The 22,890-nt window shown below is 60.0% G+C and carries 27 protein-coding genes and 1 tRNA gene; 11 read left to right on the plus strand and 17 right to left on the minus strand.

The annotated features are described in order from the left end of the window. Positions 1 to 151: 151 nt before the first annotated feature. Genes HK22_RS00005 through HK22_RS00015 form a run of 3 tightly spaced genes read right to left on the minus strand, consistent with a single transcriptional unit; the run spans position 152 to position 2,274 of the window. Positions 152 to 1,120: an NAD-dependent epimerase/dehydratase family protein gene (locus tag HK22_RS00005; RefSeq protein WP_086647897.1), complete on the minus strand. Its 969-nt coding sequence runs from the start codon at positions 1,118 to 1,120 to the stop codon at positions 152 to 154. A 7-nt stretch (positions 1,121 to 1,127) separates the two neighbouring features. Then, the gene (locus HK22_RS00010; RefSeq protein WP_198945436.1) at positions 1,128 to 1,604 is read right to left on the minus strand and encodes a DUF192 domain-containing protein; all 477 of its coding nucleotides are present in this window, start codon (positions 1,602 to 1,604) and stop codon (positions 1,128 to 1,130) included. A gap of 19 nt (positions 1,605 to 1,623) precedes the next feature. Continuing rightward, positions 1,624 to 2,274 carry an MBL fold metallo-hydrolase gene (locus HK22_RS00015; RefSeq protein ID WP_086647898.1) on the minus strand — a complete coding sequence of 217 codons (651 nt, stop codon included), beginning with the start codon at positions 2,272 to 2,274 and terminating at the stop codon, positions 1,624 to 1,626. Positions 2,275 to 2,426: 152 nt separating this feature from the next. On the opposite strand from HK22_RS00015, the gene HK22_RS00020 reads away from it, so the two are divergent. Then, complete coding sequence (locus HK22_RS00020; RefSeq protein ID WP_062030482.1) at positions 2,427 to 2,777, plus strand: RidA family protein; 351 nt, start codon at positions 2,427 to 2,429, stop codon at positions 2,775 to 2,777. 172 nt (positions 2,778 to 2,949) lie between these two features. Next, entirely contained in the window at positions 2,950 to 3,666 is a 717-nt protein-coding gene (locus HK22_RS00025) for a CHAP domain-containing protein (protein ID WP_086647899.1), read from the plus strand. A 27-nt stretch (positions 3,667 to 3,693) separates the two neighbouring features. Here the strand turns inward: HK22_RS00025 and HK22_RS00030 are convergent, their stop codons facing one another. The 7 genes from HK22_RS00030 to HK22_RS00060 all read right to left on the minus strand — a co-directional run bounded on the left by HK22_RS00030 (position 3,694) and on the right by HK22_RS00060 (position 8,573). Further along, positions 3,694 to 4,152 carry a 23S rRNA (pseudouridine(1915)-N(3))-methyltransferase RlmH gene (locus HK22_RS00030; protein WP_041111584.1) on the minus strand — a complete coding sequence of 153 codons (459 nt, stop codon included), beginning with the start codon at positions 4,150 to 4,152 and terminating at the stop codon, positions 3,694 to 3,696. Further along, a complete protein-coding gene (gene rsfS / locus HK22_RS00035; protein ID WP_086647983.1) occupies positions 4,153 to 4,605 on the minus strand; it encodes a ribosome silencing factor in 453 nt (150 codons plus the stop codon). Between the two features lie 98 nt (positions 4,606 to 4,703). After that, positions 4,704 to 5,291, minus strand: coding sequence for a nicotinate-nucleotide adenylyltransferase (locus HK22_RS00040; RefSeq protein WP_233142303.1), 588 nt, complete (start codon positions 5,289 to 5,291; stop codon positions 4,704 to 4,706). A 32-nt stretch (positions 5,292 to 5,323) separates the two neighbouring features. Then, on the minus strand, positions 5,324 to 6,592 hold the full coding sequence (locus tag HK22_RS00045; RefSeq protein ID WP_369827192.1) for a glutamate-5-semialdehyde dehydrogenase: 1,269 nt from the start codon (positions 6,590 to 6,592) through the stop codon (positions 5,324 to 5,326). After that, positions 6,585 to 7,679: a redox-regulated ATPase YchF gene (ychF, locus tag HK22_RS00050; RefSeq protein ID WP_062030489.1), complete on the minus strand. Its 1,095-nt coding sequence runs from the start codon at positions 7,677 to 7,679 to the stop codon at positions 6,585 to 6,587. Before ychF ends, HK22_RS00045 begins: the two co-directional genes overlap by 8 nt. Before the next feature lie 124 nt (positions 7,680 to 7,803). Further along, positions 7,804 to 8,100 carry a transcriptional regulator gene (locus HK22_RS00055; protein WP_062107026.1) on the minus strand — a complete coding sequence of 99 codons (297 nt, stop codon included), beginning with the start codon at positions 8,098 to 8,100 and terminating at the stop codon, positions 7,804 to 7,806. Continuing rightward, positions 8,097 to 8,573, minus strand: coding sequence for a hypothetical protein (locus HK22_RS00060; protein WP_086647984.1), 477 nt, complete (start codon positions 8,571 to 8,573; stop codon positions 8,097 to 8,099). The genes HK22_RS00055 and HK22_RS00060 overlap by 4 nt, the downstream gene beginning before the upstream one ends. A gap of 64 nt (positions 8,574 to 8,637) precedes the next feature. Between HK22_RS00060 and HK22_RS15265 the strand changes: the two genes are divergently transcribed. Beyond that, positions 8,638 to 9,435: a CPBP family intramembrane glutamic endopeptidase gene (locus tag HK22_RS15265; RefSeq protein ID WP_233142273.1), complete on the plus strand. Its 798-nt coding sequence runs from the start codon at positions 8,638 to 8,640 to the stop codon at positions 9,433 to 9,435. Here the strand turns inward: HK22_RS15265 and pth are convergent. Both pth and HK22_RS00075 read right to left on the minus strand, forming a co-directional pair. Then, positions 9,404 to 9,973, minus strand: coding sequence for an aminoacyl-tRNA hydrolase (gene pth / locus HK22_RS00070; protein WP_086647902.1), 570 nt, complete (start codon positions 9,971 to 9,973; stop codon positions 9,404 to 9,406). The two genes, HK22_RS15265 and pth, sit on opposite strands and share 32 nt — an antisense overlap. A 4-nt stretch (positions 9,974 to 9,977) precedes the next feature. Then, on the minus strand, positions 9,978 to 10,634 hold the full coding sequence (locus tag HK22_RS00075; protein ID WP_062030493.1) for a 50S ribosomal protein L25/general stress protein Ctc: 657 nt from the start codon (positions 10,632 to 10,634) through the stop codon (positions 9,978 to 9,980). A gap of 197 nt (positions 10,635 to 10,831) precedes the next feature. On the opposite strand from HK22_RS00075, the gene HK22_RS00080 reads away from it, so the two are divergent. Both HK22_RS00080 and HK22_RS00085 read left to right on the plus strand, forming a co-directional pair. Then, on the plus strand, positions 10,832 to 12,163 hold the full coding sequence (locus tag HK22_RS00080) for an MFS transporter (protein WP_086647903.1): 1,332 nt from the start codon (positions 10,832 to 10,834) through the stop codon (positions 12,161 to 12,163). A gap of 95 nt (positions 12,164 to 12,258) precedes the next feature. Beyond that, entirely contained in the window at positions 12,259 to 13,452 is a 1,194-nt protein-coding gene (locus HK22_RS00085; protein WP_086647904.1) for an acyltransferase, read from the plus strand. On the opposite strand, the gene HK22_RS00090 is transcribed toward HK22_RS00085, so the two are convergent. Genes HK22_RS00090 through rfaD form a run of 3 tightly spaced genes read right to left on the minus strand, consistent with a single transcriptional unit; the run spans position 13,410 to position 15,995 of the window. Then, a complete protein-coding gene (locus HK22_RS00090) occupies positions 13,410 to 14,189 on the minus strand; it encodes a polyphenol oxidase family protein (RefSeq protein WP_086647905.1) in 780 nt (259 codons plus the stop codon). The two genes, HK22_RS00085 and HK22_RS00090, sit on opposite strands and share 43 nt — an antisense overlap. After that, positions 14,182 to 14,988, minus strand: coding sequence for a prolipoprotein diacylglyceryl transferase (gene lgt, locus HK22_RS00095; protein ID WP_086647985.1), 807 nt, complete (start codon positions 14,986 to 14,988; stop codon positions 14,182 to 14,184). Before lgt ends, HK22_RS00090 begins: the two co-directional genes overlap by 8 nt. 26 nt (positions 14,989 to 15,014) lie before the next feature. Then, positions 15,015 to 15,995, minus strand: a complete 981-nt coding sequence (gene rfaD / locus HK22_RS00100; RefSeq protein ID WP_086647906.1) for an ADP-glyceromanno-heptose 6-epimerase — start codon at positions 15,993 to 15,995, stop codon at positions 15,015 to 15,017. A gap of 81 nt (positions 15,996 to 16,076) precedes the next feature. Here rfaD and HK22_RS00105 point away from each other — a divergent pair, with 81 nt between their 5' ends. From HK22_RS00105 to HK22_RS00125, 5 genes are all read left to right on the plus strand, one after another. Further along, positions 16,077 to 16,367: an accessory factor UbiK family protein gene (locus HK22_RS00105; protein WP_086647907.1), complete on the plus strand. Its 291-nt coding sequence runs from the start codon at positions 16,077 to 16,079 to the stop codon at positions 16,365 to 16,367. A gap of 178 nt (positions 16,368 to 16,545) precedes the next feature. Beyond that, on the plus strand, positions 16,546 to 17,052 hold the full coding sequence (locus HK22_RS00110; RefSeq protein WP_062030506.1) for a YbjN domain-containing protein: 507 nt from the start codon (positions 16,546 to 16,548) through the stop codon (positions 17,050 to 17,052). 2 nt (positions 17,053 to 17,054) lie between these two features. Further along, positions 17,055 to 17,876, plus strand: a complete 822-nt coding sequence (gene proC / locus HK22_RS00115; protein ID WP_086647908.1) for a pyrroline-5-carboxylate reductase — start codon at positions 17,055 to 17,057, stop codon at positions 17,874 to 17,876. Between the two features lie 81 nt (positions 17,877 to 17,957). After that, on the plus strand, positions 17,958 to 18,647 hold the full coding sequence (locus tag HK22_RS00120) for a hypothetical protein (RefSeq protein WP_062030510.1): 690 nt from the start codon (positions 17,958 to 17,960) through the stop codon (positions 18,645 to 18,647). A gap of 71 nt (positions 18,648 to 18,718) precedes the next feature. Next, positions 18,719 to 18,793, plus strand: a tRNA-Gln gene (locus HK22_RS00125). Positions 18,794 to 18,801: 8 nt separating this feature from the next. On the opposite strand, the gene HK22_RS00130 is transcribed toward HK22_RS00125, so the two are convergent. Next, positions 18,802 to 19,071 carry an HU family DNA-binding protein gene (locus HK22_RS00130; RefSeq protein ID WP_062030534.1) on the minus strand — a complete coding sequence of 90 codons (270 nt, stop codon included), beginning with the start codon at positions 19,069 to 19,071 and terminating at the stop codon, positions 18,802 to 18,804. A 144-nt stretch (positions 19,072 to 19,215) separates the two neighbouring features. Between HK22_RS00130 and HK22_RS00135 the strand changes: the two genes are divergently transcribed. Beyond that, entirely contained in the window at positions 19,216 to 20,142 is a 927-nt protein-coding gene (locus HK22_RS00135; protein WP_233142276.1) for a rhamnan synthesis F family protein, read from the plus strand. Here the strand turns inward: HK22_RS00135 and HK22_RS00140 are convergent. Continuing rightward, positions 20,139 to 22,826, minus strand: coding sequence for a glycosyltransferase (locus tag HK22_RS00140; RefSeq protein WP_086647909.1), 2,688 nt, complete (start codon positions 22,824 to 22,826; stop codon positions 20,139 to 20,141). The two genes, HK22_RS00135 and HK22_RS00140, sit on opposite strands and share 4 nt — an antisense overlap. Between the last annotated feature and the right edge of the window lie 64 nt (positions 22,827 to 22,890).

Genomic DNA, 22,890 nt, shown 5'->3' on the forward strand with positions numbered 1-22,890 from the left:
CATATCCCTTCCAATTCCATATTCAATTTTCAAAGACCGTCATCCCCGTCGCCCCAGAAGCCCTAGAAATGAGCCCCGCTGCGTCGGTGAACGGGCTTATACGGGGGCTACCGGGAGGGGTCAACAGGAAAATTGCATTTTTGTGAAAAAATCAGATTCCGTGGAACTTTTTGAACCAAACGGCGAATTCCCTCATGCCGTCCTCAAAGGAGACTTCAGGCTTCCACCCGCACAATTCTCTCACTTTTTCCAAAGAAGCCCATGTCGATTCCATATCCGCCACAGGACGGGGGTGCCGTTCAACAAGAGCCCTCTTCCCCAAATCCCGTTCAAGCAATGCGATCATGCGGGTAACTTTTTCAGGCCTGTCACCCCCAAGATTAAGCAGGCGCGCCTTTCCTGCTTCTGGCGGCTTGGCAAAAACCTTCACCACACCTCTGACAATGTCATCGATATAGGTGAAATCGCGTGAAAGATCCTTCCCTTCATAAAGGGTGACGGGCCGATCTTCTGAAATCGCTTTTGCAAACCCGTAATAAGCCATGTCAGGCCGTCCCCACGGACCATAGACCGTGAAAAACCTCAACCCCGTCTGCGGGATACCATACAGATATGAATAGGATTCCGACGTCAGTTCGGCGGCACGCTTGGTGACCGCATACAGAGAACTCGGCTGTTCGACCCGATCCGTTTCCCGAAAAGGGGTTTCCTGATTGCGCCCATAGACCGAGGACGAAGACGCATACACAACATGCGTCAGTTTTTTCAGACTTCGGCACGCTTCCAGAAGCGAAACCTGCCCCATCACATTCGACGTCACATAAGAATAGGGATCCACCAGAGAATACCGGACACCAGCCTGAGCGGCGAGATGGATCACGCCCACCAGATCGGAATGTAGCCCGATGACATCCTGCATGGCCTGGGCATTGGCCACATCCACTTTCAGAAAGCTGAACTTGGGATGAGGCTCCAGCTGGCCTAACCGCGCCATTTTCAGGGAAGGATCATAATAGTCGTTGAGAACATCAATCCCAACGACATCCATCCCCTGCTTCAGAAGGGCTTCGGCAACATGAAACCCGATAAATCCGGCAACTCCGGTAACCAGAATCTTCACAGGCCCATCAGTGCTTCAGGGCAGAACTGGTAACAACATCCCCCACACGGATCCCCAGCTTCTCCGTCACACCCCCCGCGAGCTCGAGCGTATTAGCAACTACACCATCGCTCCGCAGGATAGCTTCGCTCAGGGGAACAGCATTTTCCGCGATGGCATGAATATGATTTGTGGAATCAATGAAAACAATGTCCAGAGGCACAAGCGTATTGCGCATCCACATGTCTGACACCTGCGGCGCTGGCCACATGAACAGCATGCCCTCGTTCTCAGGCAGATGCTTACGGAACATTTCTCCGACTTCCTGCTGACGATACGTCTTGGCCAGTTCCACCGTGAACACATGCTTCTGCCCATCACGTGTCGTGATCGTCAGGCTATCCGTTGGCAAACGCGCCTGCGCCTGCGTGATCGGATCTTCCGCTCTGGCAACGCCAGCACTCATTCCAACAGCCGCCAGCAGCACAAAACTTAAAATTCGCATGAGGATATGACTTTCAGGTTCAGGAAATCAGGAACGGATTGGTGCGACGCTCTTCGCCGATGGTCGTCGGCATTCCATGTCCACACAGAACCACGGTATCATCTGGCAAATTCAGAAGATGGGTCCGGATGCCATCGATAAGGGCGCGTGAATCTCCATAGGCAAAGTCCGTACGACCAACCGTTCCACGAAACAGCGTATCCCCTGCCAGCACCCGTCGGTTACCGTGATCCACGAAAACGACATGCCCCGGAGTATGACCCGGAACATGCGCCACATGCAGGTCCTGTCCCAGAAAATGCAGAACCTCACCGCCTTCAACGAAGCGATCAGGAACCACATTTTCCATGCCGGTGATCCCGAAAGCCGCAGCCTGTTTCGTAATACTCTGCAAAAGGAATTCGTCCCGCCGATCCGGCCCTATAACCGGAACACTCTGATTCTGCCGTTTTTCAAGAGCTTTTTTCAGGGGAGGGGCCCCACCGGCATGATCCAGATGACCATGCGTCAGGAGAATGGCCTCGACAGACAGGTCGCCCAGTTCCTGAAGGATATCATCAACATCCCCGCCTGGATCCACCACGACAGCGCGGCCCGCGTCGTTCGAGAGAATGGTGCAGTTCTGCCGCAAGGGCGTAACCGGCACCCGCTTCGCATACAAAGGAGTCATCACTCCTCCTCCCAGACGATCCGTTCTGATGTGGCGATACAGGCTCCGCCTCCGCACGACAAGTCAATCAGGGGATTGCCGCGCGCAGATCATTGACCCGTTTTCACAGGAAGGTCACTCTTGCCCTTTCCTCTCCAGACCAAGGTGTCATCATGAGCCGCATCATCCGCACGGAACCCAACGCCATCCTGTCCAAGGCTGTCGAATATCACGGATTCATCTTCACTCAGGGCGTTGTGGCCGCGGATCTTTCTCAGGGCATTGAAGAACAGACCCGCAGCGTGCTCGCCCAGCTCGACCAGATTCTTGAGGAACATGGCACCGACAACACGCGCATTCTTCAGGCCCAGATCTGGGTGAAGGATATCGCCGATCGCGCTGCGCTCAACACGATCTGGTCGGCCTGGCTTCCGGAAAACGCAGCACCCGCCCGTGCTTGTGTTCAGGCGGTGATGGCCGACCCGAAAATTCTTGTCGAGATCATGCTCACAACAACGAAGTGATCTGACCCGAACGATTGTGGCGAGAATGCAGCACGATGTGGTGTCAAAAAGATTTTCCATGGAAATGAAAATTTAACACACAGGTCTGCATTCTGCTCTTGTCAGGGTTGCAGGAAGGTTGTTACCTCCCTGTAACCCGAACAACACACAACCAATCAGGATCCTAAAGATCGTGAAGCATAAAAGTTGCCGGAAAACCTTTCTCTCCGCTCTGGCGCTCTCCGCTGTCGCGTTCTTTTCAGGACAGGCTCAGGCCCGTCACAGTTCGGGTCATCATGGACGGGCTGTTTTCCACGCCCACCGTTCCATCAGTCACCACCATTCCTATGCTCACGTCATCCAGTGCGTCGCCTATGCCAAAACGGCCTCCGAGGTCGAACTACACGGCAATGCGCGGGACTGGTGGTATAATGCTGCTGGCGTTTACGCGCGCGGGTCTGCACCGCAGGCCGGATCGGTTCTGAACTTTCGGGCTATCCGCCGCATGCCACTCGGCCACGTCGCTGTCGTGCGTTCGGTTGAAGACAGCCGCACGATCTATATTGACCAGTCACACTGGGCCTCGAATGGCATTGCACACAATGTCCGTGTCGTTGACGTTTCTCCCAATAATGACTGGAGCGCCGTCCGCGTCAGCCTCAATGATCGCAGCGGTCGACTGGGCAGCATCTACCCGACATACGGCTTCATCTATCCCCACTCCGACGAAGGTGACCGCAGCCCGGCCCCGCATGTTGTGCTGGCCCGTGCCTCGACCTCCTCGAGTTTCCGTCACAGTGCTGTCGTGAATGGCTCCGATGCCCTGAGCCATCCGATGCTCAGCACGGAAGTTGCCGAAGCGCCGGACGACGCCTTCACCTCGGACGCGCCAGACCGCTCGATTCGCTGATATAATCGGGGAAATATAACCCGGCGCTCAATCCGGCCGGGATTCCCGATGATAGGGATGGCCGGTATTGATGGCCTGGGCCCGGAAAACCTGTTCGGCGATCAGAACCCTGACCAGCATGTGCGGCCAGGTCAGTTTCCCAAGGGAAATCACGGAATCAGCGCGCTGGATCACGCTCGAATCCAGCCCTTCCGCACCACCGATCAGAAAATGAATGGGACGCCCCGACTCCTGCCAGCGGGACAGCATCTCCGCAAGACGCAGACTGTCAGGCGTCTTGCCGCCCTCATCCAGAGCCACGATCAGCGCATTGTCGGGACAGGCCCCCAACAGAGCCGCAGCATCCTTGCGCTTCTGCTCTTGGACGCTGCCCTTTGACGGCGCGAGTTCCGTCACCGTCAGGGCGGGCCGGATCCGGCCCGCATAACGTTCGAACAGTTCGCGCTCCGGCCCGGCTTTGAGCCGGCCGATTGCGACGAGTTTCATTCAGTCCTGCGCTTCGCCCTGTCCGACCGCGACTTCGTTTTCGCTGCCATCCAGATCCGTGCCCCACATCCGCTCCAGACCATAAAGCTCGCGGCTTTCCGGCTTGAAGAGATGAACAACAACATCACCAGCGTCGATCAGGACCCAGTCGCTACCATTCGCGCCTTCGATCAGGATACGCTTGATGCCGATCTCATTGAGTTTCTTCTCGATGTGATGCGCCATCGCGGAGATCTGGCGGTCGGCGAGACCGGTCGCGATGACCATGCGGTCTGCGAAGTTCGCACGGCCAACAAGATCCAGCACAACAATGTCTTCACCCTTGTCTTCATCCAGACTCGTGGTGATGACCGCAAGCATGCTGGTCAGAACGTCCGGCTGCACGGCTTCGCGCTTGACGGCCGTTTTCTTCGGTCCGGCGACAGCAGCCTTCTTGCGAGCCGTTCCCGGCACCTTGGCAGCCTCGGCCAGTGCCGCATCGGGGGAGCTGGTTTTCCGGCGCACAGGCTTTTTGGCCTGCGATTCGGGAGAGGTCGTCTTGGTGATGGTTTTTACTCCTGATCGGACTCCGGACGAAACTGGCCGGACTCACGCAACGCTGTAGCCGATATATCGTTCTGCGGCGCAGAAAGGAACGTCCATGCGTTGCCTTTTCGCTCCGCAAGCACCGGAGATTCCCGCGAAGGCCGCCTCTGATGCCGTAAAACAGACGCCCCAGCCCCTCTGAGCGCGGGCGAAACGCTTCCCGGACGCGGAGCGACGGCTATGGGAACCATCGCCGCCAGGCGCCGCCAGCGCTTCCATCGCGAGAGTTGCGCCAGGCCGTCCGCCCCCATCAGCCAGACAAACCGCACATGCGGAAAGCGCTGCTTCAGCAACGCCACGGTCCTGACAGTAAAGCGCTGCCCCAGACGGGACTCGATATCGGTCGCAACGATTCGCCGCCCATCTGCAATCCGCTCCGCAGAAGCAAGACGCACCCTGAACGGCGCCATCCCCTTGCCCGGCTTGAGCGGATTCCCCGGCGAGACCATGAGCCACACCTGATCCAGCCGCAGCGCCCGCAATGCCCGCCGTGCCACCATGAGATGACCGGCATGGGCGGGGTTAAAAGATCCCCCCAGCAGGCCGATCCGCATGTTCCGGCCGTCGCCAGACGTCGGAATACTGCTCAGCCCCGCACCTGTCCGGTGCCGATCACCTCGTAGCGATAGCATGTCAGCTGTTCGAGCCCCACCGGGCCGCGTGCATGCATGCGGCCAGTCGCAATCCCGATTTCCGCTCCGAATCCGAATTCTCCACCGTCACAAAACTGCGTGGACGCATTCCACATCACAACCGCACTGTCCGTTCCATTAAGAAACCCAGCCGCGGCCTCCGCATCCTCCGCAATAATGGCCTCGGTATGCGAGCTTCCATGCCGGGCGATATGATCCAGAGCGTCCTCAACCCCATCCACCACCGCAACCGACAGCACCGAATCCAGCCATTCCGTCCTGAAATCTTCAGTTCGGGCCGCTTCAAGTGTCGGCACAATCGCGCGGGCCCGGTCATCAGCCCGGAACGCGCATCCTTTCGCCCCCAGATCCTGAACCAAGAGCGACAGGAGTGTCGGCGCAATCGCAGCGTCAATCAGCAACGTTTCCGTTGCCCCACAGACGCCCGTCCGGCGCATTTTCGCGTCCAACAGCACCTTCCGCGCCATGGCCGGATCAGCGCTTGCATGAACATAGGTGTGATTCAGGCCATCCGCATGAGCAAGAACCGGAACGCGGGCTTCGCGCTGCACCCGCTCCACAAGGGATTTGCCACCACGCGGAATAATCAGATCAATCTGCCCCGAAGCCTGCAACATCGCCCCCACCAGAGCACGATCGGCAGATGGCAGAATCTGCACACAGGCTTCATCCAACCCGGCGGCCCGTAATCCATCTTCCATCGCAACCTGAATCGCGCGCGCCGAATGCAGGCTCTCCCCGCCCCCGCGTAAAATCACAGCATTGCCTGACTTGATGCACAGCGCCGCCGCATCCGCGCCAACATTCGGACGGCTTTCGTAGATCATGCCGATCACGCCAAGTGGTGTCGCAACCCGGCGGAAGTGCAAACCATTCGGCCGATCCCACTCTGCCAGAATACGTCCCACCGGGTCCGGCAGACGCGCAACATCCTCCAGACCCCGCGCCATGGCCTCGATCCGCTCCGGCGTCAGCGTCAGACGATCACGGAAAGCTGCATTCCGGTCTTCGGAAAGGGCAGCCAGATCCTTCCGGTTGGCCGCAACAATCCCGGCAGACCGCTCCCGCAAAGCTTTTGCAGCCTCAAAAAGCGCAAGATTACGGATTTCCTCGCTGGCGCGCGCCAGATTCCGGCTGGCACGGCGGGCCTTTTCCGCCAGACCGCCCAGAATCCGGACGGCGTCTTCCCCCGTCTCAGACATTGAAACGGAACAGCAGGACGTCTCCATCCTGCACCACATATTCCTTGCCTTCGATCCGCAGCTTGCCGACTTCCTTGGCCCCGGCCTCGCCATTGCAGGCCACGTAATCGTCGAACGCCACGGTTTCGCAGGCGATGAAGCCACGCTCGAAGTCGTTGTGAATGACAGCAGCGGCCTGAGGTGCCTTCGTCCCGGCCGTAATCGTCCAGGCGCGGGATTCCTTCGGTCCAACCGTGAAATACGTCCGCAGACCCAGAAGTTTGTAACCAGCCGCAATCACACGATCCAGTCCGCTGTCCGTCAGGCCCAGACCGTCCAGAAATTCCGTACGGTCTTCATGCGGCAACTGACTGACTTCCGCTTCAATGGCGGCCGACACCACGACAACGCCCGCACCCTCGGCTTCGGCCCGCTTGCGCACGGCTTCCGAAAACGCGTTGCCGGTGGACGCCGAGGCTTCCTCGACATTGCAGACATACAGAACAGGCTTCGTCGTCAGAAGCTGAAGACGGGACGCCTCAACCTCCTGTCCCTTCGGAACAGCCGTCCGCGCCGGCTTGCCATCCCGCAGAGCCACAAGCAGCGGCTCCAGGAGTTCAAGCTGTGCCTGTGCCTCACGATCGTTGCCGCGGGCGCGTTTCTGAAGCCCGATCTGGCGCTTCTCAAGGCTCTCCAGATCCGCCAGCATCAGTTCAGTTTCAATGATGTCCGCATCACGAACCGGATCAACGCCACCTTCAACATGCGTGATGTCGTCGTCTTCAAAGCAGCGCAGAACATGCACAATGGCATCGACTTCACGGATATTGGCAAGGAACTGGTTCCCAAGCCCTTCGCCCTTGGACGCGCCGCGAACCAGACCGGCAATATCCACGAACTCAAGGCTTGTCGGAACCTTGCGGATGGACTTGCCGATCCGCGCCAGTTCATCCAGCCGCGCATCCGGCACGGCCACACGCCCCGTATTCGGCTCGATGGTGCAGAACGGGTAATTCGCAGCCTGTGCAGCCGCCGTTTCCGTCAGGGCATTGAACAGCGTGGACTTGCCAACATTGGGCAGACCAACGATGCCGCAATTGAAACCCATTCGTGCTCTCCATCATCATTAAAAGACCGCTCGGACGCGAACGACCCGTTCCAGAAAATTCCGTTGCCCTGTTGTTCGCAGAAACCGGAGAGGCTCACAACCTCCCACCCTCGCGAAACAGGCTTCAGCCCACGATTCCCGCCAGATCCTGCAAGGCCCGCACATGCGCCTTCAAAGCCGCACGCCCCTGTGCAGTCAGAACCAGCCAGGTTCGCTGCCGCCCCCCCAGAGGCGCCTTGCGCAACCGCACATAGCCCGCTTCCTGCATCTGCGCGAGATGCTTGGACAGGACCGAGTCACTCACACCCAGAAGGTCCCGCGCCCGGCCAAATTCCATGTCGTTCACTTCCGACAGGGCCGCAGCAAGCTGCAAGCGAACCGGAGGATGAATAACAGGATCGAATTGGGGAACAGCCGTCACAACCGCGCCGTCATACCAGCCTGCCAGGCCCTCCGCCAGAGCAACGCAACCCCATAGCCGATCGCAAAACTGCCCAGCGTCGCAATCCACGGCAGCCACGCCAGATGAAGCACCCTCGCCCCCGCTCCGGACAGCGCCATCATCGCATAAACCCCCAGAATCATACCGATTGCGATCTTCCGGGTGCGCCCCCGCCGGTATCCATTGACGAAATATCCCATCTGCCGCCGCGCGAGCGCGTAGAAAATGCCCATCAATGCGACGCACAGCCCTTCCAGCAGAAAAATAAAGGGCGGGTCCAGACTCATCGCAAAGGTCAGAAGCGCCAGCAGACCGCCCATGACCGGCGCATTCCACCACGGACAGACCAGCTCCTTCGGAAGCCTGTTCCTGAAGGCGTCCAGGGCTTCCAGCTGCGCACGCGCATCGTCCCGACTCCTCACATTCGTCGTTTCGAATCCATCCTGCTGCATAGCCTTGACTTTCCAATATGGAAAATGATGATCTGACTTTCCAATATGGAAAGAGAACCCATTCATGACAATCCTGCACGACATCCCGACAGCAAGAATTCTGGCAATCCTCTGGCTCGCATTCCTGCTGGCCGCCTGCGTGCACCACAGCCGCAGGGGAATGCAGGACTGGAAAATCTTCCGCACTGCCCCCCATACTCAGGAAAGACGCCGCTTCTATCTGAAATGGCTGTTGCAGAGCGTCCTGTTTTTCGATCTTGGGGGTCTCGTGACGCTCTGGATTCTGCCTGAATCCGTGAAGCCCACATCCCTTATCCAGCTACGCCTGTCCGCACCGGCGACACCGGTCAGCACGACGCCTCCTGAAATATCACCCGCATTTTTCGCAGGATTCACCTGCGGTCTTCTGATCCTCGCGGGCATGTTCATTCTGCTCCGCAAGCTGAAGCGGCCCGCACTCCTCAACCCACTTGGTGATTTTTCTGCCCTGATCCCACGCACCCTGCCCGAAGCCGGGCTGGCCTTTCTGCTCTGCCTGAATGCGGGTCTGGGAGAAGAGCTTTTCTTCCGTCTGGCACTTCCCCTGCTCGCAGGCCAACTCACCGGGAGCCTGATCGCAGGCGCAGCACTCTCAACACTGCTGTTCGGGGGAATGCACTGGTATCAGGGGCGCAAAGGCGTGCTGATCACAACGGTCATCGGCCTGATCTTCATGCTCCGCGCCCTCCACGGAACCCCCCTGATCTGGCTGATGGGATTTCACGCCCTGATGGATGTCATGGCCCTGTTTGTCAGACCCGCCCTGACCGGCCATTTCAGCCGGAACACCGTTACGCCGCCAGCAGGGCAACCTTTGTCATGAAGGCTTCGTGCTCTTTCTTCGCAAGGAGGGGCGCTGCGTCCGCCATGGCCTCAAGCCAGCGCTCGAGTTCCGGCTCTTCCGCCTTGGCGAAATTCCCCAGCACATGACCCGTCACACGATCCTTGTGCCCCGGATGACCGATTCCCATCCGCACGCGCCAGTAATCCGGCCCCGACAGACACTTGTCCATCGAGCGCAGACCATTATGCCCGGCGGCGCCACCACCACGCTTGATGCGCAGCTTGCCGAAAGCAAGATCGAGTTCATCGTGAAATGCGGTGATATCGTCCGGCGCAATCTTGAAGAACTGCGCGGCCTGCTGAATACTGTCACCCGACAGGTTCATATACGTCATCGGCTTGAGGAGCAAAATCTTCTGCCCCCCGATGACGCCTTCGGAAGTCTCCCCCCGGAAGCGCTTGCGCCACGGTGAAAAACCGTGGCGCCTGGCGATCTCGTCGACCGCCATAAAGCCGATATTGTGTCGATGACGGCTCATCCCCGGCTCGGGATTGCCGAGACCGGTCCAGAGCCTCATGACATTACTTCTTCTTTGCGCCCGGCTTCGTGGCAGCGGCAGCTTCAGCAGCGGCCTTGGCAGCAGCTTCGGCTTCCATTTCGGCGTCAATGGTCGGTGCCGCGATGGAGGCGATGACCATGTCCGCAGCCTGACCACTGGCCAGAACAGCGCCTTCGGTGCCCTTGAGGTCCGTCCAGCGCACGTTTTCGTGGATGTCGAGGCCGCTCAGATCTGCCGTGAAGTGCTCCGGAATGTTGGCCGGATCAGCCTGCACGTCGATGTAATGACGCACAACGTTCAGAACGCCGCCACGCTTGATGCCCGGGGACTTCTCTTCGCCAACGAAAGCGATGGAGACTTCCACGTGGATCTTCGTGCCAGCCGTAACGCGCTGGAAGTCCACATGGATCGGGGCATCGGAAACCGGGTGCAGCTGCACGTCGCGGATCAGGGCCGCAACCGGCTCTGCGCCTTCGACAGCAAGGTTGTACACGCGCGAGGACCAACCACCGCGATGCAGTTCCTTCATGATCACGCGCGGATCAAGTGCGATGATGGAGGGCTCTTCCTTGCCACCGTAGATCACGGCCGGCACCAGGCCCTCACGTCTCGTTGCGCGCGCTGCCCCCTTACCAGCCTTCGCACGCGTCGAGACAGCAAGTGTCGTCAAATTAGCCACTGTTACGCTCCTGCGTATTGAATTTCGTCAACACAGACCTCCAGGGGTGCCTGTGCGAGGCGCGGAGTAGCGGAAAACCGCCACCGATACAACCATTTTCGGACTCAACGGCCCTGCTGCACCCCTCTGGACCATCCCGTCCCGCGACCGCTACGATTGCGTTCCGTTTCCACAGTTCCCGGCAGATATCCCCTCCGATGAGCATCGCCGCCCGCATCGAATGCCTGCCCTTTACCCGCTTTCACTGGAAACTGCTGTTCCTCGGCGGCCTCGGCTATACCTTCGACGGCCTCGATTCCGCCATTGTCGCCTTTGCGCTGCCCATGCTGAAAAACCAGTGGCATCTGAGCGGCCCGGCGCTGGGCCTGCTCGGAAGCGCCACCTATCTGGGCTACGGGCTGGGCGCCCTGCTATCCGGCTGGTGGGGAGACCGGTCGGGCCGCCGCCGCGTCATGATGAGCGCGCTGGCCATTTACGCCATCGGCTCGCTCCTGTCCGCCGGATCGTCCTCCTTCATCGCCTTCTTCCTGTGCCGCCTGCTATCCGGGATTGGGGCCGGTGCGGAAGCCACGATCATCGCACCCTATCTCAGCGAATTCGTCGCCGCGCGCTATCGGGGCGCCTTCACCGCGGCCCTGACCGGATTTTATTCCTTCGGCTACGTCACGGCGGCGATTCTGGGATTCATGCTTGTCCCCGCCATGGAGGATGGCTGGCGCTGGGCTCTGGCCCTGACAGGCTTTCCAGTCCTCATGCTGCTGTGGTGGCGCCGCGCTCTGCCCGAATCCCCCCGCTGGCTCGACGAACGGGGCCACACGGCAGAGGCCTGCCGGATCGTCGGCGATATTGAAGAAAGCGCAGGCCTCGCGGTCGGCCTGACCACCACGACCGACCGTGGCGCTCCTTCCCTGCGCCCGGTCCGGGATCTGTTTGCCCCGAACCTGCGGCGCTCCACCTTCATGAGCTGGGCCATGTGGCTCGCCATCACTTTCAGCTTCTACGCCTTCTTCACCTGGATCCCGACCCTGATGATGGAACGGGGCATGACCATCACCCGAAGCTTCGGCTACGCCATCTCGATCTATTTCGCCCAGCTCCCTGGCTATGCCTGCGCCGCCCTGCTCACTGACCGCCTTGGACGACGCGGAACCGTGGCCCTGTTCATGCTCGCCGGAGCACTCAGCGCCATCGGCATGGCCGCCAGCCGGACCTCCATGGAGGTCCTGATCTTCGGCATCCTGCTATCCTTTTTCATGAACGGCACTTTCGGCGGCATCTACGCCTACACCCCCGAACTCTTCCCGACCGCCCTGCGCGCCCGGGGCATGGGCCTCGCTTCCGCCATCGCACGCCTCGGCGCCATCGCCTCCCCCGTCCTGATCGGCTGGCTTTACCCGCTCGCCGGCTTTCCCGGCGTCTTCGGCCTGACCACCCTGATCCTCCTGTCCGGCGCCACCGTCACACTCCTCTTCGGCTCCAGAACGGAAAAACGCCCCCTCGACGAAAACCAGACGTTCGCACAGACCTGATTTTTGCCTCAGCCCGCCTCATGCCGCATTCCGAACGGAATCATGCCTGATTTTCATTACAGAAGTGTTCCGCTTTTGCAGAATGGGATCTCAGGGTGCAGACAGTTACGACAGGCGCACAACGCAATCCGGGGATCGACCTGCTCAGGGGCATTTCCATTATCCTCGTCGTCATCCATCACCTCGCTTTGCGCATCCCCCTGATGCACACCGGCCTTTCCACCGTCTTCCCCGACTTTCTTCTGAAAGCCCTGACCTGGGACGGCGCCAAAGGCGTGAAGATCTTCTTCGTCATTTCAGGCTTTCTGATTACCGATCACACAATGCGCCGCTGGGGCAGTCCGGGTAAAATCAACGTCTTCGCCTTCTCCGGACGCCGCGCCTGCCGGATCCTGCCATGCCTGCTGGTTCTGTTGGGAATTCTCGCGGTTCTCAAAATCGCGGGCGCGCCTGACTTCCGCTTCCATCACGACAGCCAGACGCTGCCTGGCGCCATTTTTGCAGCCCTGTTCATGCATCTGAACCTCTATGAAGCCCGGACGAACTACCTTCCGGCCAACTGGGACGTATTGTGGTCGCTGTCGGTCGAGGAACTGTTCTATCTCGCCTTCCCGATCCTCTGCCTCCTGAGTGGGCGCATTCCAAAACTGATCGGCCCCGGACTGCTTGTCTGCATTTTCGCGCTGCTCGCCCTCTCGCTCCCGTTTGCGGAATGGCAACTCCGGGACGCCTCGGAAATCTGGCAGGACGAGGCCTATGGACCAGGCATTTCCGCAATCGCCATGGGCGTCTGCACAGCCCTGCTCGCACACCGGATGCCTCCTGCCATGTTTGCGCGCCTCACGCCTTGGCTGGGCTGGGCCGGAACCTTCGGTGTCGGGCTCTATCTGCTGGACAGCCATATCCTCTGGCAGATCCTGAACTACGGCGCTCCGCTGTTCTTTACATTATCCTGCGCGGTCCTGCTGCTCGCCTTCTACAACGGCTGGGGCAAGGCGACTGCAAGCCGGTTTCTGGCATGGCCGCGTCAGTGGGGACGACTAAGCTATGAAATCTATCTCAGCCACATGTTCGTCGTCATGCCGATGGTCCACCTGTTCAGAGCCACCGGAGAGAACTGGACGTTCGGCTGGGTCTGGTTCATCCCGACCCTCGGCCTGTCCTTCTGCCTCGGTGTCCTCGTGGACCGTTTTTTCTCACGCCCCGCCGATCGCTGGCTGCTGGAGAAATCCGGCCTTCGCCGCCCTCAGCCCAGTGGAGAGGCCAGCGGGCGGATCGCCGAAATCTGATGCCCGATATGCCCACCGCCTGCGAGTGTGCGGCGGCGATGGCTGAAGAAACGCGGATCTGTCAGCGTATCGACGCCCAGAATCTGTACGGTCCGGACTCCGGCCTGTTCCAGACGAAACCCGCAATAGCCCGGCAGATCAAACAGGAAATGCCCGGCGCGGGGCGCTGAACGGAAAAAGATTTCCCCCTCCGTCCCATAAGCCAGAACAGCATCGCGCATATCCGGCCCGACTTCATAGCTCTCCTGTGCAATGCAAGGCCCGACAACAGCCCGAATTCCCACAGCCCCCAGCGCAACCATCTGCGCTACCACGGATTCGAGAATCCCGCCCGCAGCGCCACGCCAGCCCGCATGGGCCGCACCCACGATCCGTCCATCCTCAGAAGACAACAGCACCGGCCCGCAATCCGCCGTAATGACGCCCACGCCGATCTCCGGACGGTCCGTCACCAGCGCATCCCCGACCTCCCCGGCCCCCGCGACCCAGAGGGACGTTTCGGCCGTCACAGGCACAGTGATGTCACTATGCGTCTGCTTCAGCCCCAGCAGATGATCCGGCTCAACCCCGATCGCCTGTGCCACCCGGGCCCTGTTCTCCGTCACATTCGCCAGATCGTCCTGCGAGGACAGCGAACAGTTCAGGCTGTCATACGGCGCCGGCGAGACGCCCCCGAGCCGCGTGAAGAACCCGTGCGGCACCCTGAGAACCGATCCCGTCAGCACGGCCTCAGACATGTGCCGACACCTGCGCCGGGCGCCGCATCGCATAAACCATAAGCCCCATCCCCGCGAGCGCCATCGGAATGCACAACAACTGCCCCATCGTCGTGCCACCAGACAGGAACCCGATATTCGCATCCGGCTGCCGGAAAAACTCGCAGAAACTCCGTGCACAGGCATAGCCGAACAGGAACAGCCCAGAAAGGAACCCAAACCGCTCACGCGCCGCCGGACGACTGGCCGCAAACAGCATGACGCACAGCAGCAGCACACCCTCGGTCAGGGCTTCATACAATTCGGAAGGATGACGCGGAATCGGCCCACCCGTCGGGAAAATCATCGCCCAGGGCAGATCCGGAGACGCCGGACGCCCCCACAGTTCCCCGTTCACGAAATTCGCACAGCGCCCAAGCCCCAGCCCGATCGGCACCACCGGCACAATGCGGTCCGCAAAGGCCAGAAAGCTCAGACGGTTCTTCCAGCTGAAATAGGCCAGCGCCAGAATGACGCCCAGCGCCCCACCATGAAACGACATCCCGCCGTCCCACGTCTTGAAGATTTCCAGCGGGTGCGAAAGATAATCCATCGGCCGGTAGAACAGGACGTAACCCAGCCTCCCCCCCAGCAACACACCAAGAATGGCGTAAAACAGAAAGTCGTCGACCTGCTCTTTCGTCGCCACTTCCGGCGCCAGACGGTTCAGCCGCTTCGCAATCGGCAGCGCAATGATGAACGACGCCATATAGGCGAGCGCATACCAGCGCACCGCAAGAGGGCCGACATGAAAGGCAACCGGATCAAAATCAGGAAAGATCAGAGGATGGCTCACAGAATCGGCTCTCAGAGATTGGGGTGGGAACGGGAAAGATAGTCGCGCACATACTGCCCGATTCCGTCTTCAAGAGACGTAAACGGCGCATCATAGCCCGCAGCGCGAAGGCGGCTCATATCCGCACAGGTAAAGGACTGATACTGCCCGCGCAGCTTCTCGGGCATGTCCACGAATTCGACATCCCTCGCCCGCTTCGCAGCGTCACAGACCGCATGTGCCAGATCGAGATAACTCCGCGCCACACCGGTCCCGCAGTTGAACAGCCCGCTGACCTGAGGATGATCGAACAGCCACAGCATGACGTTGACAACATCCCCGACCCAGATGAAGTCCCGCTGCTGCTGCCCGTCGGCCAGTCCCGGCACATCCGAGCGGAACAGCTTTGCCGCACGATCCTGCACGACCTCATCGTATTTGACCTTCACGACCGAGATCATTGACCCCTTATGGTATTCGTTCGGCCCATAAACGTTGAAGAATTTGAGCCCGGCCCATTGCGGCGGCACAGCCGCTCCGCTTTCGATTTCCCGCTTCACCCACAGATCGAAAGCCTGCTTGGACCAGCCATACAGGTTCAGAGGCCTCAGGCCATCAATGCCATCCAGCCCGTCACGGAACATCTCCGGCCGGTCCGCCGCCCCGTAGGTCGCGGCAGAAGACGCATAGATCATCCGCACCCCCCGCGCCGCGCACCACCGCCACAGTTTCTGTGACAGGGCCACGTTGCTCGACCAGACAAGATCTCCGTCCCGCGCCGTGGTGGCGCTGATCGCCCCCATGTGAAACACGGCTTCCACATCCGGTTCGGTCGCAAGGAAACCTTCCAGCTCATCAGGCGTGATGATGCGATCCGGCGCATGGGACGCCAGATTGCGCCACTTCACTCCGTCCCTGAGCCGGTCAACCACAACCGTCCGCAAGCCCCGGCGACGCAGGGCGGCATGAAGACACGAACCAATGAATCCGGCCCCGCCGGTGACGATAATCATCCTTCCTGTATAGTCTGCCCCCGATAACGATCCAAGCGACGCGCCCGACACGACACGCCGCAGAACAGCAGGACCCTCATCATGGCTGACAGACCCCGCTTTTTCGACGACCTCGCTGGCCTCGCCGGTAACGCATTTTCCGCCGTGACCGGCGCCCGCGAAGAGCTTCACGCCATCATCCGCACCCGCGTGGACGAAATCCTCAACAGCCTTGACCTCGTCCGCCGTGACGAATTCGACGCGGTACAGGAAATGGCAACCCGTGCGCGCATGGCACAGGACGCAACAGAACAGCGTCTGGCCGAAATCGAATCGCGTCTGGCTGCTGTCGAGGAGCTTGCAACCGAAGAAAAAGGCGGCCCACAGGGCTGATCTGCAACAGTCCCCGAAACCAGTGTGACTTTTGCAACGCGTAATGCTTGCACCCGAGGCCAAGGCTCCATAACGTAACTGATGTCGGGAGCGGGTTTTCCGCTTCCGGCCGCAGACATCTGGAGCGCCGCACCGGCGCCAGGCCGGTGCCAGGCTCCACGGCCTTGGGAGACCCGCCATGCCTGCCCTGAGCACCTCACTCACCAATGAAACAGAATCCCATCCGCTCGACCTGATGGAACAGGTCATGGGCCTCTATGAATGGGAGTTCGAACGCCTCGGCCCGTCCGAAATGGCCGCCCAGGCCCCCGGACAGTGGTGCGACTATTCCCTGTACTTCACATGGTCCGACGAACTGTCGGCCCTGCATCTGAACTGCATCATGGACCTGCGCTCCCCCGCAAAGCGCCGGCCGGCCGTCCACGAACTCGTTTCCCTCGCCAATAACCGCCTCTGGATCGGCCATTTCGCCGTCGATCCCGACACAGGCACGCCCTCCTACCGACATACGCTCCTGCTGCGCGGCGTGCAGACGCTGCCAGGCGAAAGCATGGAAGACCTCGTGGAAATCGCGATGTCAGAATGCGAGCGTTTTTATCCCGCCTTCCAGTTCGCGCTCTGGGGCGGAAAATCACCGCAAGAGGCCATAGACGCCGCCATGCTCGACTGTGTGGGAGACGCCTGACAGTGCCATCCGTCCCTTCAATCCTTCTTGCAGGGTGCGGCAAGCTGGGAGGCGCGCTCCTCGACGGGTGGCTCGCCTCCCCCACTCCGCCACGCCTCGTCGTCCTTGACCGACACCGAACCAGTCCGGACGATACGATCACTGTCGTCCGGACAGCCGCCGAAATCCCTGCCGATTTCCAACCCGACATCATCGTCCTCGCCGTTAAACCTGGCGCTGCCGAAATCGTGATCGACGCGCTTGGAAAAGCGCTGGGGCCGCGCCTGAACGGTGCCGCCCTTCTCTCAGTCATGGCGGGCCGTACCTGCGAGGCTCTTTCGGAAGCAGCCCGGCTTGCGGGCGCGGACATTCCGGTCCTGCGCGCCATGCCCAACACCCCCTCCTCGGTCGGTGCCGGGATCAGCGGTCTCTACGCTTCGGCCGCAGCCACCCCGGAGCAGACCTCCATCTGTCACGATCTGCTTTTCGCGGTTGGCGACGTCGTACCGGTCGAAAACGAAAACGATCTGTCGGTCGTCACGGCCATTTCCGGCTCCGGCCCGGCCTATGTGTTCCTTCTGGCCGAACTGCTGGAAAAAGCTGGGCAACAGCATGGTCTGGCGCCGAATGTCGCCCGCCGTCTGGCCCGTGGAACAATCTATGGCGCAGGACGCATGCTCGACGATCTGCCCGAAAGCGCAGAAGACCTCCGCAAGGCCGTCACCAGCCCCAACGGCACCACGGCCGCAGCTCTGGCCATCCTCATGAAACCCGATGCATGGCCCGAAACGGTTCCAAAAGCTATTGACGCTGCTACAAAACGGGCCGACGAACTCGCTGGCTGACGGTTTCTTTATGGGAGAGAGCTTGTCGGCGGACCGCAATGCTCCCACCAATAGACCAGAAGCTTTCGACAGGAGACCCGTATGGACGGACGGCAGGACCCCTTTGAATCCGACGACATGGCACTGAGTGGTCCGCCGGACATGGCGCAGGAAGCCTTCGACGCCGCCCTCCTCCAGTCTGCCCTGTCGCTCGCCGCAAGCGAGGGATGGCACCGCTTTTCACTCGTGGATGCCGCCCGGGACGCCGACCTGCCGGTCGAGACAGTCCGCAAACGCTATCCCGTCAAAGCCCTCCTCCTGCTCCAGCTCGGGCGTCTGGCCGACGCCAGCGCCCTGCGTGACGATGGTAATGGCGGCACGCTGCGCGAATATCTCTTCGACCTGATCATGCGCCGCTTCGATATTTTTCAGGAATATCGCGAAGGGGTGCGGGCAGTCTTGCAAGCTGTTCCCTACGATCCCGCTCTGGCCGCCTTTCTGGCTGGCACAACCCTTGATTCCATGAAATGGCTGGCAGAAACAGCCGGAATCGACTGCACGGGTTTCGGCGGCGTATGGCGCATCAATGCCCTTGCAGCCGTCTGGGCACATGCCATGCGGGCTTGGGAAAAAGACGAAAGCCCGGACCTGGCGGCGACCATGGCTGCCCTCGATGGCGCACTGGACCGTGCCGAGCGATATGGGATTCTCAAGCCCTCAGCCCGGCGCAAAATGGACGAGGCCCTGAACAATACCGGCCTGCCAGACCACGATCTCGAACTGGAGTCCTGACTTCGGACTTTACGAAGACAACCGGTTCGGACTAGAAGTCCGAAAGCATGCGCTCCAGAGAGCGCATCGATTGGGGTGTAGCCAAGCGGTAAGGCAGCGGATTTTGATTCCGCCATGCGGAGGTTCGAATCCTCCCACCCCAGCCACCCTCCATTCAGACAGACTGCTTCAGTCCCGGACTGGCCTTGAACCGCACGGTCCGTCCCGCAGAAACCGTGACAGACTCTCCGGTTCTGGGATTGACGGCCTGCCGCGCCCTGGTTTCACAGACCGTGAATGTTCCGAAGGATGGCAGCGTAAATCCTCCTTCTTCCCGTAATTCCTCGATAATCGCCTCAATCATGTCATTGACGGCCCTCTGGGCAACAACCCCAGTGCAATTCATGGAATCCTGAAGAACTGCGGCAAGAAAAGCTTTGCTCATGAATGAAACTCCGGATTTACTGAATACAGATCGGGTCTTTCCAATACAGAAACGCCGCTCAAGCGCATCAAGGGGCAAGTTTTCCATCGTCTCGAGATGTCATAATATTTCATATAGATCTGCTTCAGAAACAACCATAATATCATGAATTTAACGTTTCTTTCTCCCTCTGGCGGGTCCGCAACGATGCCTGTCTGCCTGTTTGCCTATTACAGTCCGGATTCCAGACTCCCGCCCCACACCCGGCATCTGCTCAGCCAGATTGCCTCCTGCGGTTTCACGATTCACATCGCAGCCTCGGGCCTCTCGGACGCTAACGCCCACCTGCTTCAGAAAGATCTCGCAGACCCGGCCGATCCGATCGCCGCGACTGTCCATCCGCGCCCCAATACCGGGCTGGACTTCGGAGCCTGGCAGTTCCTGCTTGCCAAAGGATGCGCGGACAACGCGTCAGAAATTCTTTTCGCCAATGACAGCGTCTTCGGCCCGCTCCTCCCCCTGCAGCCCATCATGGAGCGGATGCGGGAAAAGGATTTCCAGATCTGGGGCATGGTCCGCTCCGAGGCGGTCGTGTCCCATCTCCAGTCGTGGTTCCTGTGCATGACGCGCGACGCCCTGAACCACCCGGCGATCCAGCGCATTTTCAACCAGCCCTTCAACGACATGACCAAGGACGAAATCGTCCTCCACGGAGAACTCGGCCTTGGGCTGGCCATCAAGGCATCCGGTCTGTCCACGGGAGCCTCCTGGGGCAGCACCCGCGGCCTTGCCCGTCTTCTGGCCCTCAACCCCATGCATGCGGACTGGCGGACTGTTCTGCGGTCGGGCAACGCTCCGTTCATCAAAACCGAGCTGCTGCGCGACAATCCAAGCGGCATCGCCTCCATCCATCTATGGAGAGCGGAAATTCCAGATCCGACCTTTTTCAATCCGGACTGGATCGCGGCCTATCTGACCTCAACTCCACCCCGTAACCGCTCTGGCCGGGCAAGCCTGCGCGCCAGAGCGGTTCAGGCGTTCGCCAGCGAAGACCGCCGCCACGCCCTCACAGCCCTGCTCCTAGGACGCTAGACCCTTCGGCCCGAGGCCTGTTTCAGAAAGCCATAAAGCTCATCTGCCTGTATGTCATAGGTCGCAAGCCGATCTCGAAAGGGGTTGGCGTAAGCCTCAAAACGCTCGGGTGCATCCAACAATGACGAGACAGCCTCGGCCAACGTCCTGGCTTTCCCGTCCAGCGACAGGCAGGTTCCGTTCAACCCGTCTACTACGTCCTCAGACTGCCCCCCCGGAGATGTCGTCACAACCCAGACATCCCGTGCCAGCGCCTCACGCACCGTCAGGCCATAGCTTTCCTTCCATTGCGACGGAAACAGCAGCACGTCGACCTGATCGTAAAAATCGTCCAGCCCTGACTGCGTATAGGCCGGGACAACACGAAGCCGCCCCCGCACCGACCAGTCTTCGGGAAAAATCGACTGGAAGCCCAGATTGAGCTTGTTATCAACCAGCACAAGCTCCCAGTCACTCCGGGACAGAGACTGCATCGCTTCTTTCAGCATACCATAGCCCTTGACGGCCTCCGTCCCCCCGACAAACCCGAACCGTAGCGGTGTACCGGCAGTTCGCTTCCTGCGCGGACGCTCAGGCCAGCGAAACCCGTTCCGGTTGACCACGATACGCTCGGGCGCAATCCCGTTCGCCAGATACAGCTCACGATGCGCCTGTGACGGACTAATCAGCAGAGCTGCCCCATTCAGCGCCTGTCGCATCACCACAGCCCGATCCGCGAGATGCCGTGCCCCTGACACACAAGCCTGACAGACAGCCGGATCAATGGTCGTCTGGAAGCAGTAACGCCCCTCAGCCCGAACCATGAACTGACGCTCACACAACCACCAGGCATCATGCAGCGTCAGAACATAGGGAACCCCCTTCTCCTGACAGACCCGCAAAAGCCCGGCTCCAAGACCCTGCGCGGCATGAACATGAACGACATCCGGCTGACAGGCCTCCAGAATTTCCGCGAACCTTGCAGCCATGGCCGGATTGTCCAGTTGCCCCAGCCCCCCCTGATCATCAGGCAGAACCGAGGCAAAAACCGTCATGCCATCCACATCGTAGCGAATATCGCCATCAGGAAGATCCATAACGCTCGGGCGGGACGTCAGAACACTGACCTTCACCCCTTTGCGCACCAGCCGGCGCCCCATCTCCTCAGCCACGATCGTGGCCCCCCCAAAAGAGCGGGGAGCGAAATAGACATTCGCCATAAGAACCCTGAGGTCCTGCGCTTCCCGAACGACCGGAACACCGAACAGAAGCCGGGCCTGTGTCTGCACCATCGCCTCCGGCGCATAGCGAACCATCACGTCTTCATACGCCGCCTCCGCCAGACGCCGACGATACCCGTCATCCCGAGCCAGCCTGAGAAAGGCATCCCGCCATGCCGCGGCATCCGCCGCCAGACACCCGTTCTGTCCATCTCGCATCACACTCAAAAAAGCCGCACGAGGCGAACAGATCGCAGCGACCCGGACAATAGCCGCTTCAAGAAACTTGATATTGCTCTTGCAATCGTTGAACAGCGTCGGCTCCAGGGGGGCAATCGCAATATCCGTCCGCGACAGAGCCCCGAGATATTCAGCATAGGACAGTTCGGTCAGACGTTCGACCCGGTCCCCAAACCGTTCAAATACTTCAGAAAGCTGCAACTGCCCGATCACCCTCAGGCACAGCCGGGGCTCCTCAGCCATCGCAGCCAGCAAGCCTGACTCTGCCTGCCTGAAATCGGCATCATGGGTATTGGTGCCTGATCCGTAAGACACCCACACACGCCCGACTCCTGAATGCACAGGCAGGGACGCTGCAATTTTCAGCGTCTCCACATCCAGAGCATTCTCCAGAACCATCACATCCGACAGACCCGCCCTGCGCATGGCACCTGCAAGCGCCTCGGTAGAAGCAATGCCCCGACCACAGGCCAGCATACACCGGCGAAACAGCACCACCCCCGACAGCAGAAGATCGCGCTCCTCCGCAGGAAGAGCTTCGATATTTCCGTTCTGACGATATTCCTCTTCATCAAAAATCAGATCATCGACCTCCCAGCGAGGAGCAAGCTCCAGCCGATGAGCCTCCTGAACCAGCTTCAGAACATCCTTAAACCCGGGGACCCGATAAAAAATGACCTGTGTACAAAGCTGCAACGCCGACATGGCATCAGCAATATCGCGCCAGTCAACAACCTGAACCGACCAGCCCAGCGCCGTCAGAAAATCCCGCTTCTGCCAGACACGATACTTGGCACACTGCCGCAGACTGAGTTCCGCGATGATCAGAACCTTCGGTCGCAACCCCTCTGCCGGATGTCCGCAAGCGGCTTTGTAAGGATGGGGCTGCCCCGTTTCGCTACCGGCTTCAGGAAGACCATCCCGCACTTTCGCGCCAACCCGTTGCAGACGACGCAGGCGATGGACGACAGTCTTCTGAATCCCAGCCAACCCGTCCCGCCCCCACAGACGCAGAAACCGTCCCGGAACCTCCCGCACAGGTCTGCCGGACAGCAGTTTACCCAACATCAATGCACGAATAGCGCGCAGAGGAAGCGTCACACGCCAGGACAGGGAGGTCTGAATCAAAGAAAGCTGCCGAAGAAGAAGCTGATTTTCCTTTTGCAGCTGCTCGGCCCTCAATCCATTCAGCCGGGCCGCACTTCGATAGCTTTCAGTCAATATATCACGCGCGTCATCGCGCATTCCGTCAGGCTTTCAAAAAGGTCAAAAACACGAAAGGCCGGACCCTTGCGGATCCGGCCTTCCT

Source organism: Gluconobacter sp. DsW_056, assembly GCF_002153595.1.
GTDB classification, from domain to species: domain Bacteria; phylum Pseudomonadota; class Alphaproteobacteria; order Acetobacterales; family Acetobacteraceae; genus Gluconobacter; species Gluconobacter albidus.

Bases quoted from the DNA above. Each gene is read 5' to 3' on its own strand.
- HK22_RS00010 (WP_198945436.1), bottom strand. From the start codon at position 1,604: ATGCGAATTTTAAGTTTTGTGCTGCTGGCGGCTGTTGGAATGAGTGCT.
- HK22_RS00015 (WP_086647898.1), bottom strand. From the start codon at position 2,274: ATGACTCCTTTGTATGCGAAGCGGGTGCCGGTTACGCCCTTGCGGCAG.
- HK22_RS00020 (WP_062030482.1), top strand. From the start codon at position 2,427: ATGAGCCGCATCATCCGCACGGAACCCAACGCCATCCTGTCCAAGGCT.
- HK22_RS00030 (WP_041111584.1), bottom strand. From the start codon at position 4,152: ATGAAACTCGTCGCAATCGGCCGGCTCAAAGCCGGGCCGGAGCGCGAA.
- HK22_RS00040 (WP_233142303.1), bottom strand. From the start codon at position 5,291: ATGCGGATCGGCCTGCTGGGGGGATCTTTTAACCCCGCCCATGCCGGT.
- HK22_RS00045 (WP_369827192.1), bottom strand. From the start codon at position 6,592: ATGTCTGAGACGGGGGAAGACGCCGTCCGGATTCTGGGCGGTCTGGCG.
- ychF (WP_062030489.1), bottom strand. From the start codon at position 7,679: ATGGGTTTCAATTGCGGCATCGTTGGTCTGCCCAATGTTGGCAAGTCC.
- HK22_RS00060 (WP_086647984.1), bottom strand. From the start codon at position 8,573: ATGCAGCAGGATGGATTCGAAACGACGAATGTGAGGAGTCGGGACGAT.
- HK22_RS15265 (WP_233142273.1), top strand. From the start codon at position 8,638: ATGACAATCCTGCACGACATCCCGACAGCAAGAATTCTGGCAATCCTC.
- pth (WP_086647902.1), bottom strand. From the start codon at position 9,973: ATGAGGCTCTGGACCGGTCTCGGCAATCCCGAGCCGGGGATGAGCCGT.
- HK22_RS00080 (WP_086647903.1), top strand. From the start codon at position 10,832: ATGAGCATCGCCGCCCGCATCGAATGCCTGCCCTTTACCCGCTTTCAC.
- HK22_RS00090 (WP_086647905.1), bottom strand. From the start codon at position 14,189: ATGTCTGAGGCCGTGCTGACGGGATCGGTTCTCAGGGTGCCGCACGGG.
- rfaD (WP_086647906.1), bottom strand. From the start codon at position 15,995: ATGATTATCGTCACCGGCGGGGCCGGATTCATTGGTTCGTGTCTTCAT.
- HK22_RS00105 (WP_086647907.1), top strand. From the start codon at position 16,077: ATGGCTGACAGACCCCGCTTTTTCGACGACCTCGCTGGCCTCGCCGGT.
- HK22_RS00110 (WP_062030506.1), top strand. From the start codon at position 16,546: ATGCCTGCCCTGAGCACCTCACTCACCAATGAAACAGAATCCCATCCG.
- HK22_RS00120 (WP_062030510.1), top strand. From the start codon at position 17,958: ATGGACGGACGGCAGGACCCCTTTGAATCCGACGACATGGCACTGAGT.
- HK22_RS00130 (WP_062030534.1), bottom strand. From the start codon at position 19,071: ATGAGCAAAGCTTTTCTTGCCGCAGTTCTTCAGGATTCCATGAATTGC.
- HK22_RS00135 (WP_233142276.1), top strand. From the start codon at position 19,216: ATGAATTTAACGTTTCTTTCTCCCTCTGGCGGGTCCGCAACGATGCCT.
- HK22_RS00140 (WP_086647909.1), bottom strand. From the start codon at position 22,826: ATGCGCGATGACGCGCGTGATATATTGACTGAAAGCTATCGAAGTGCG.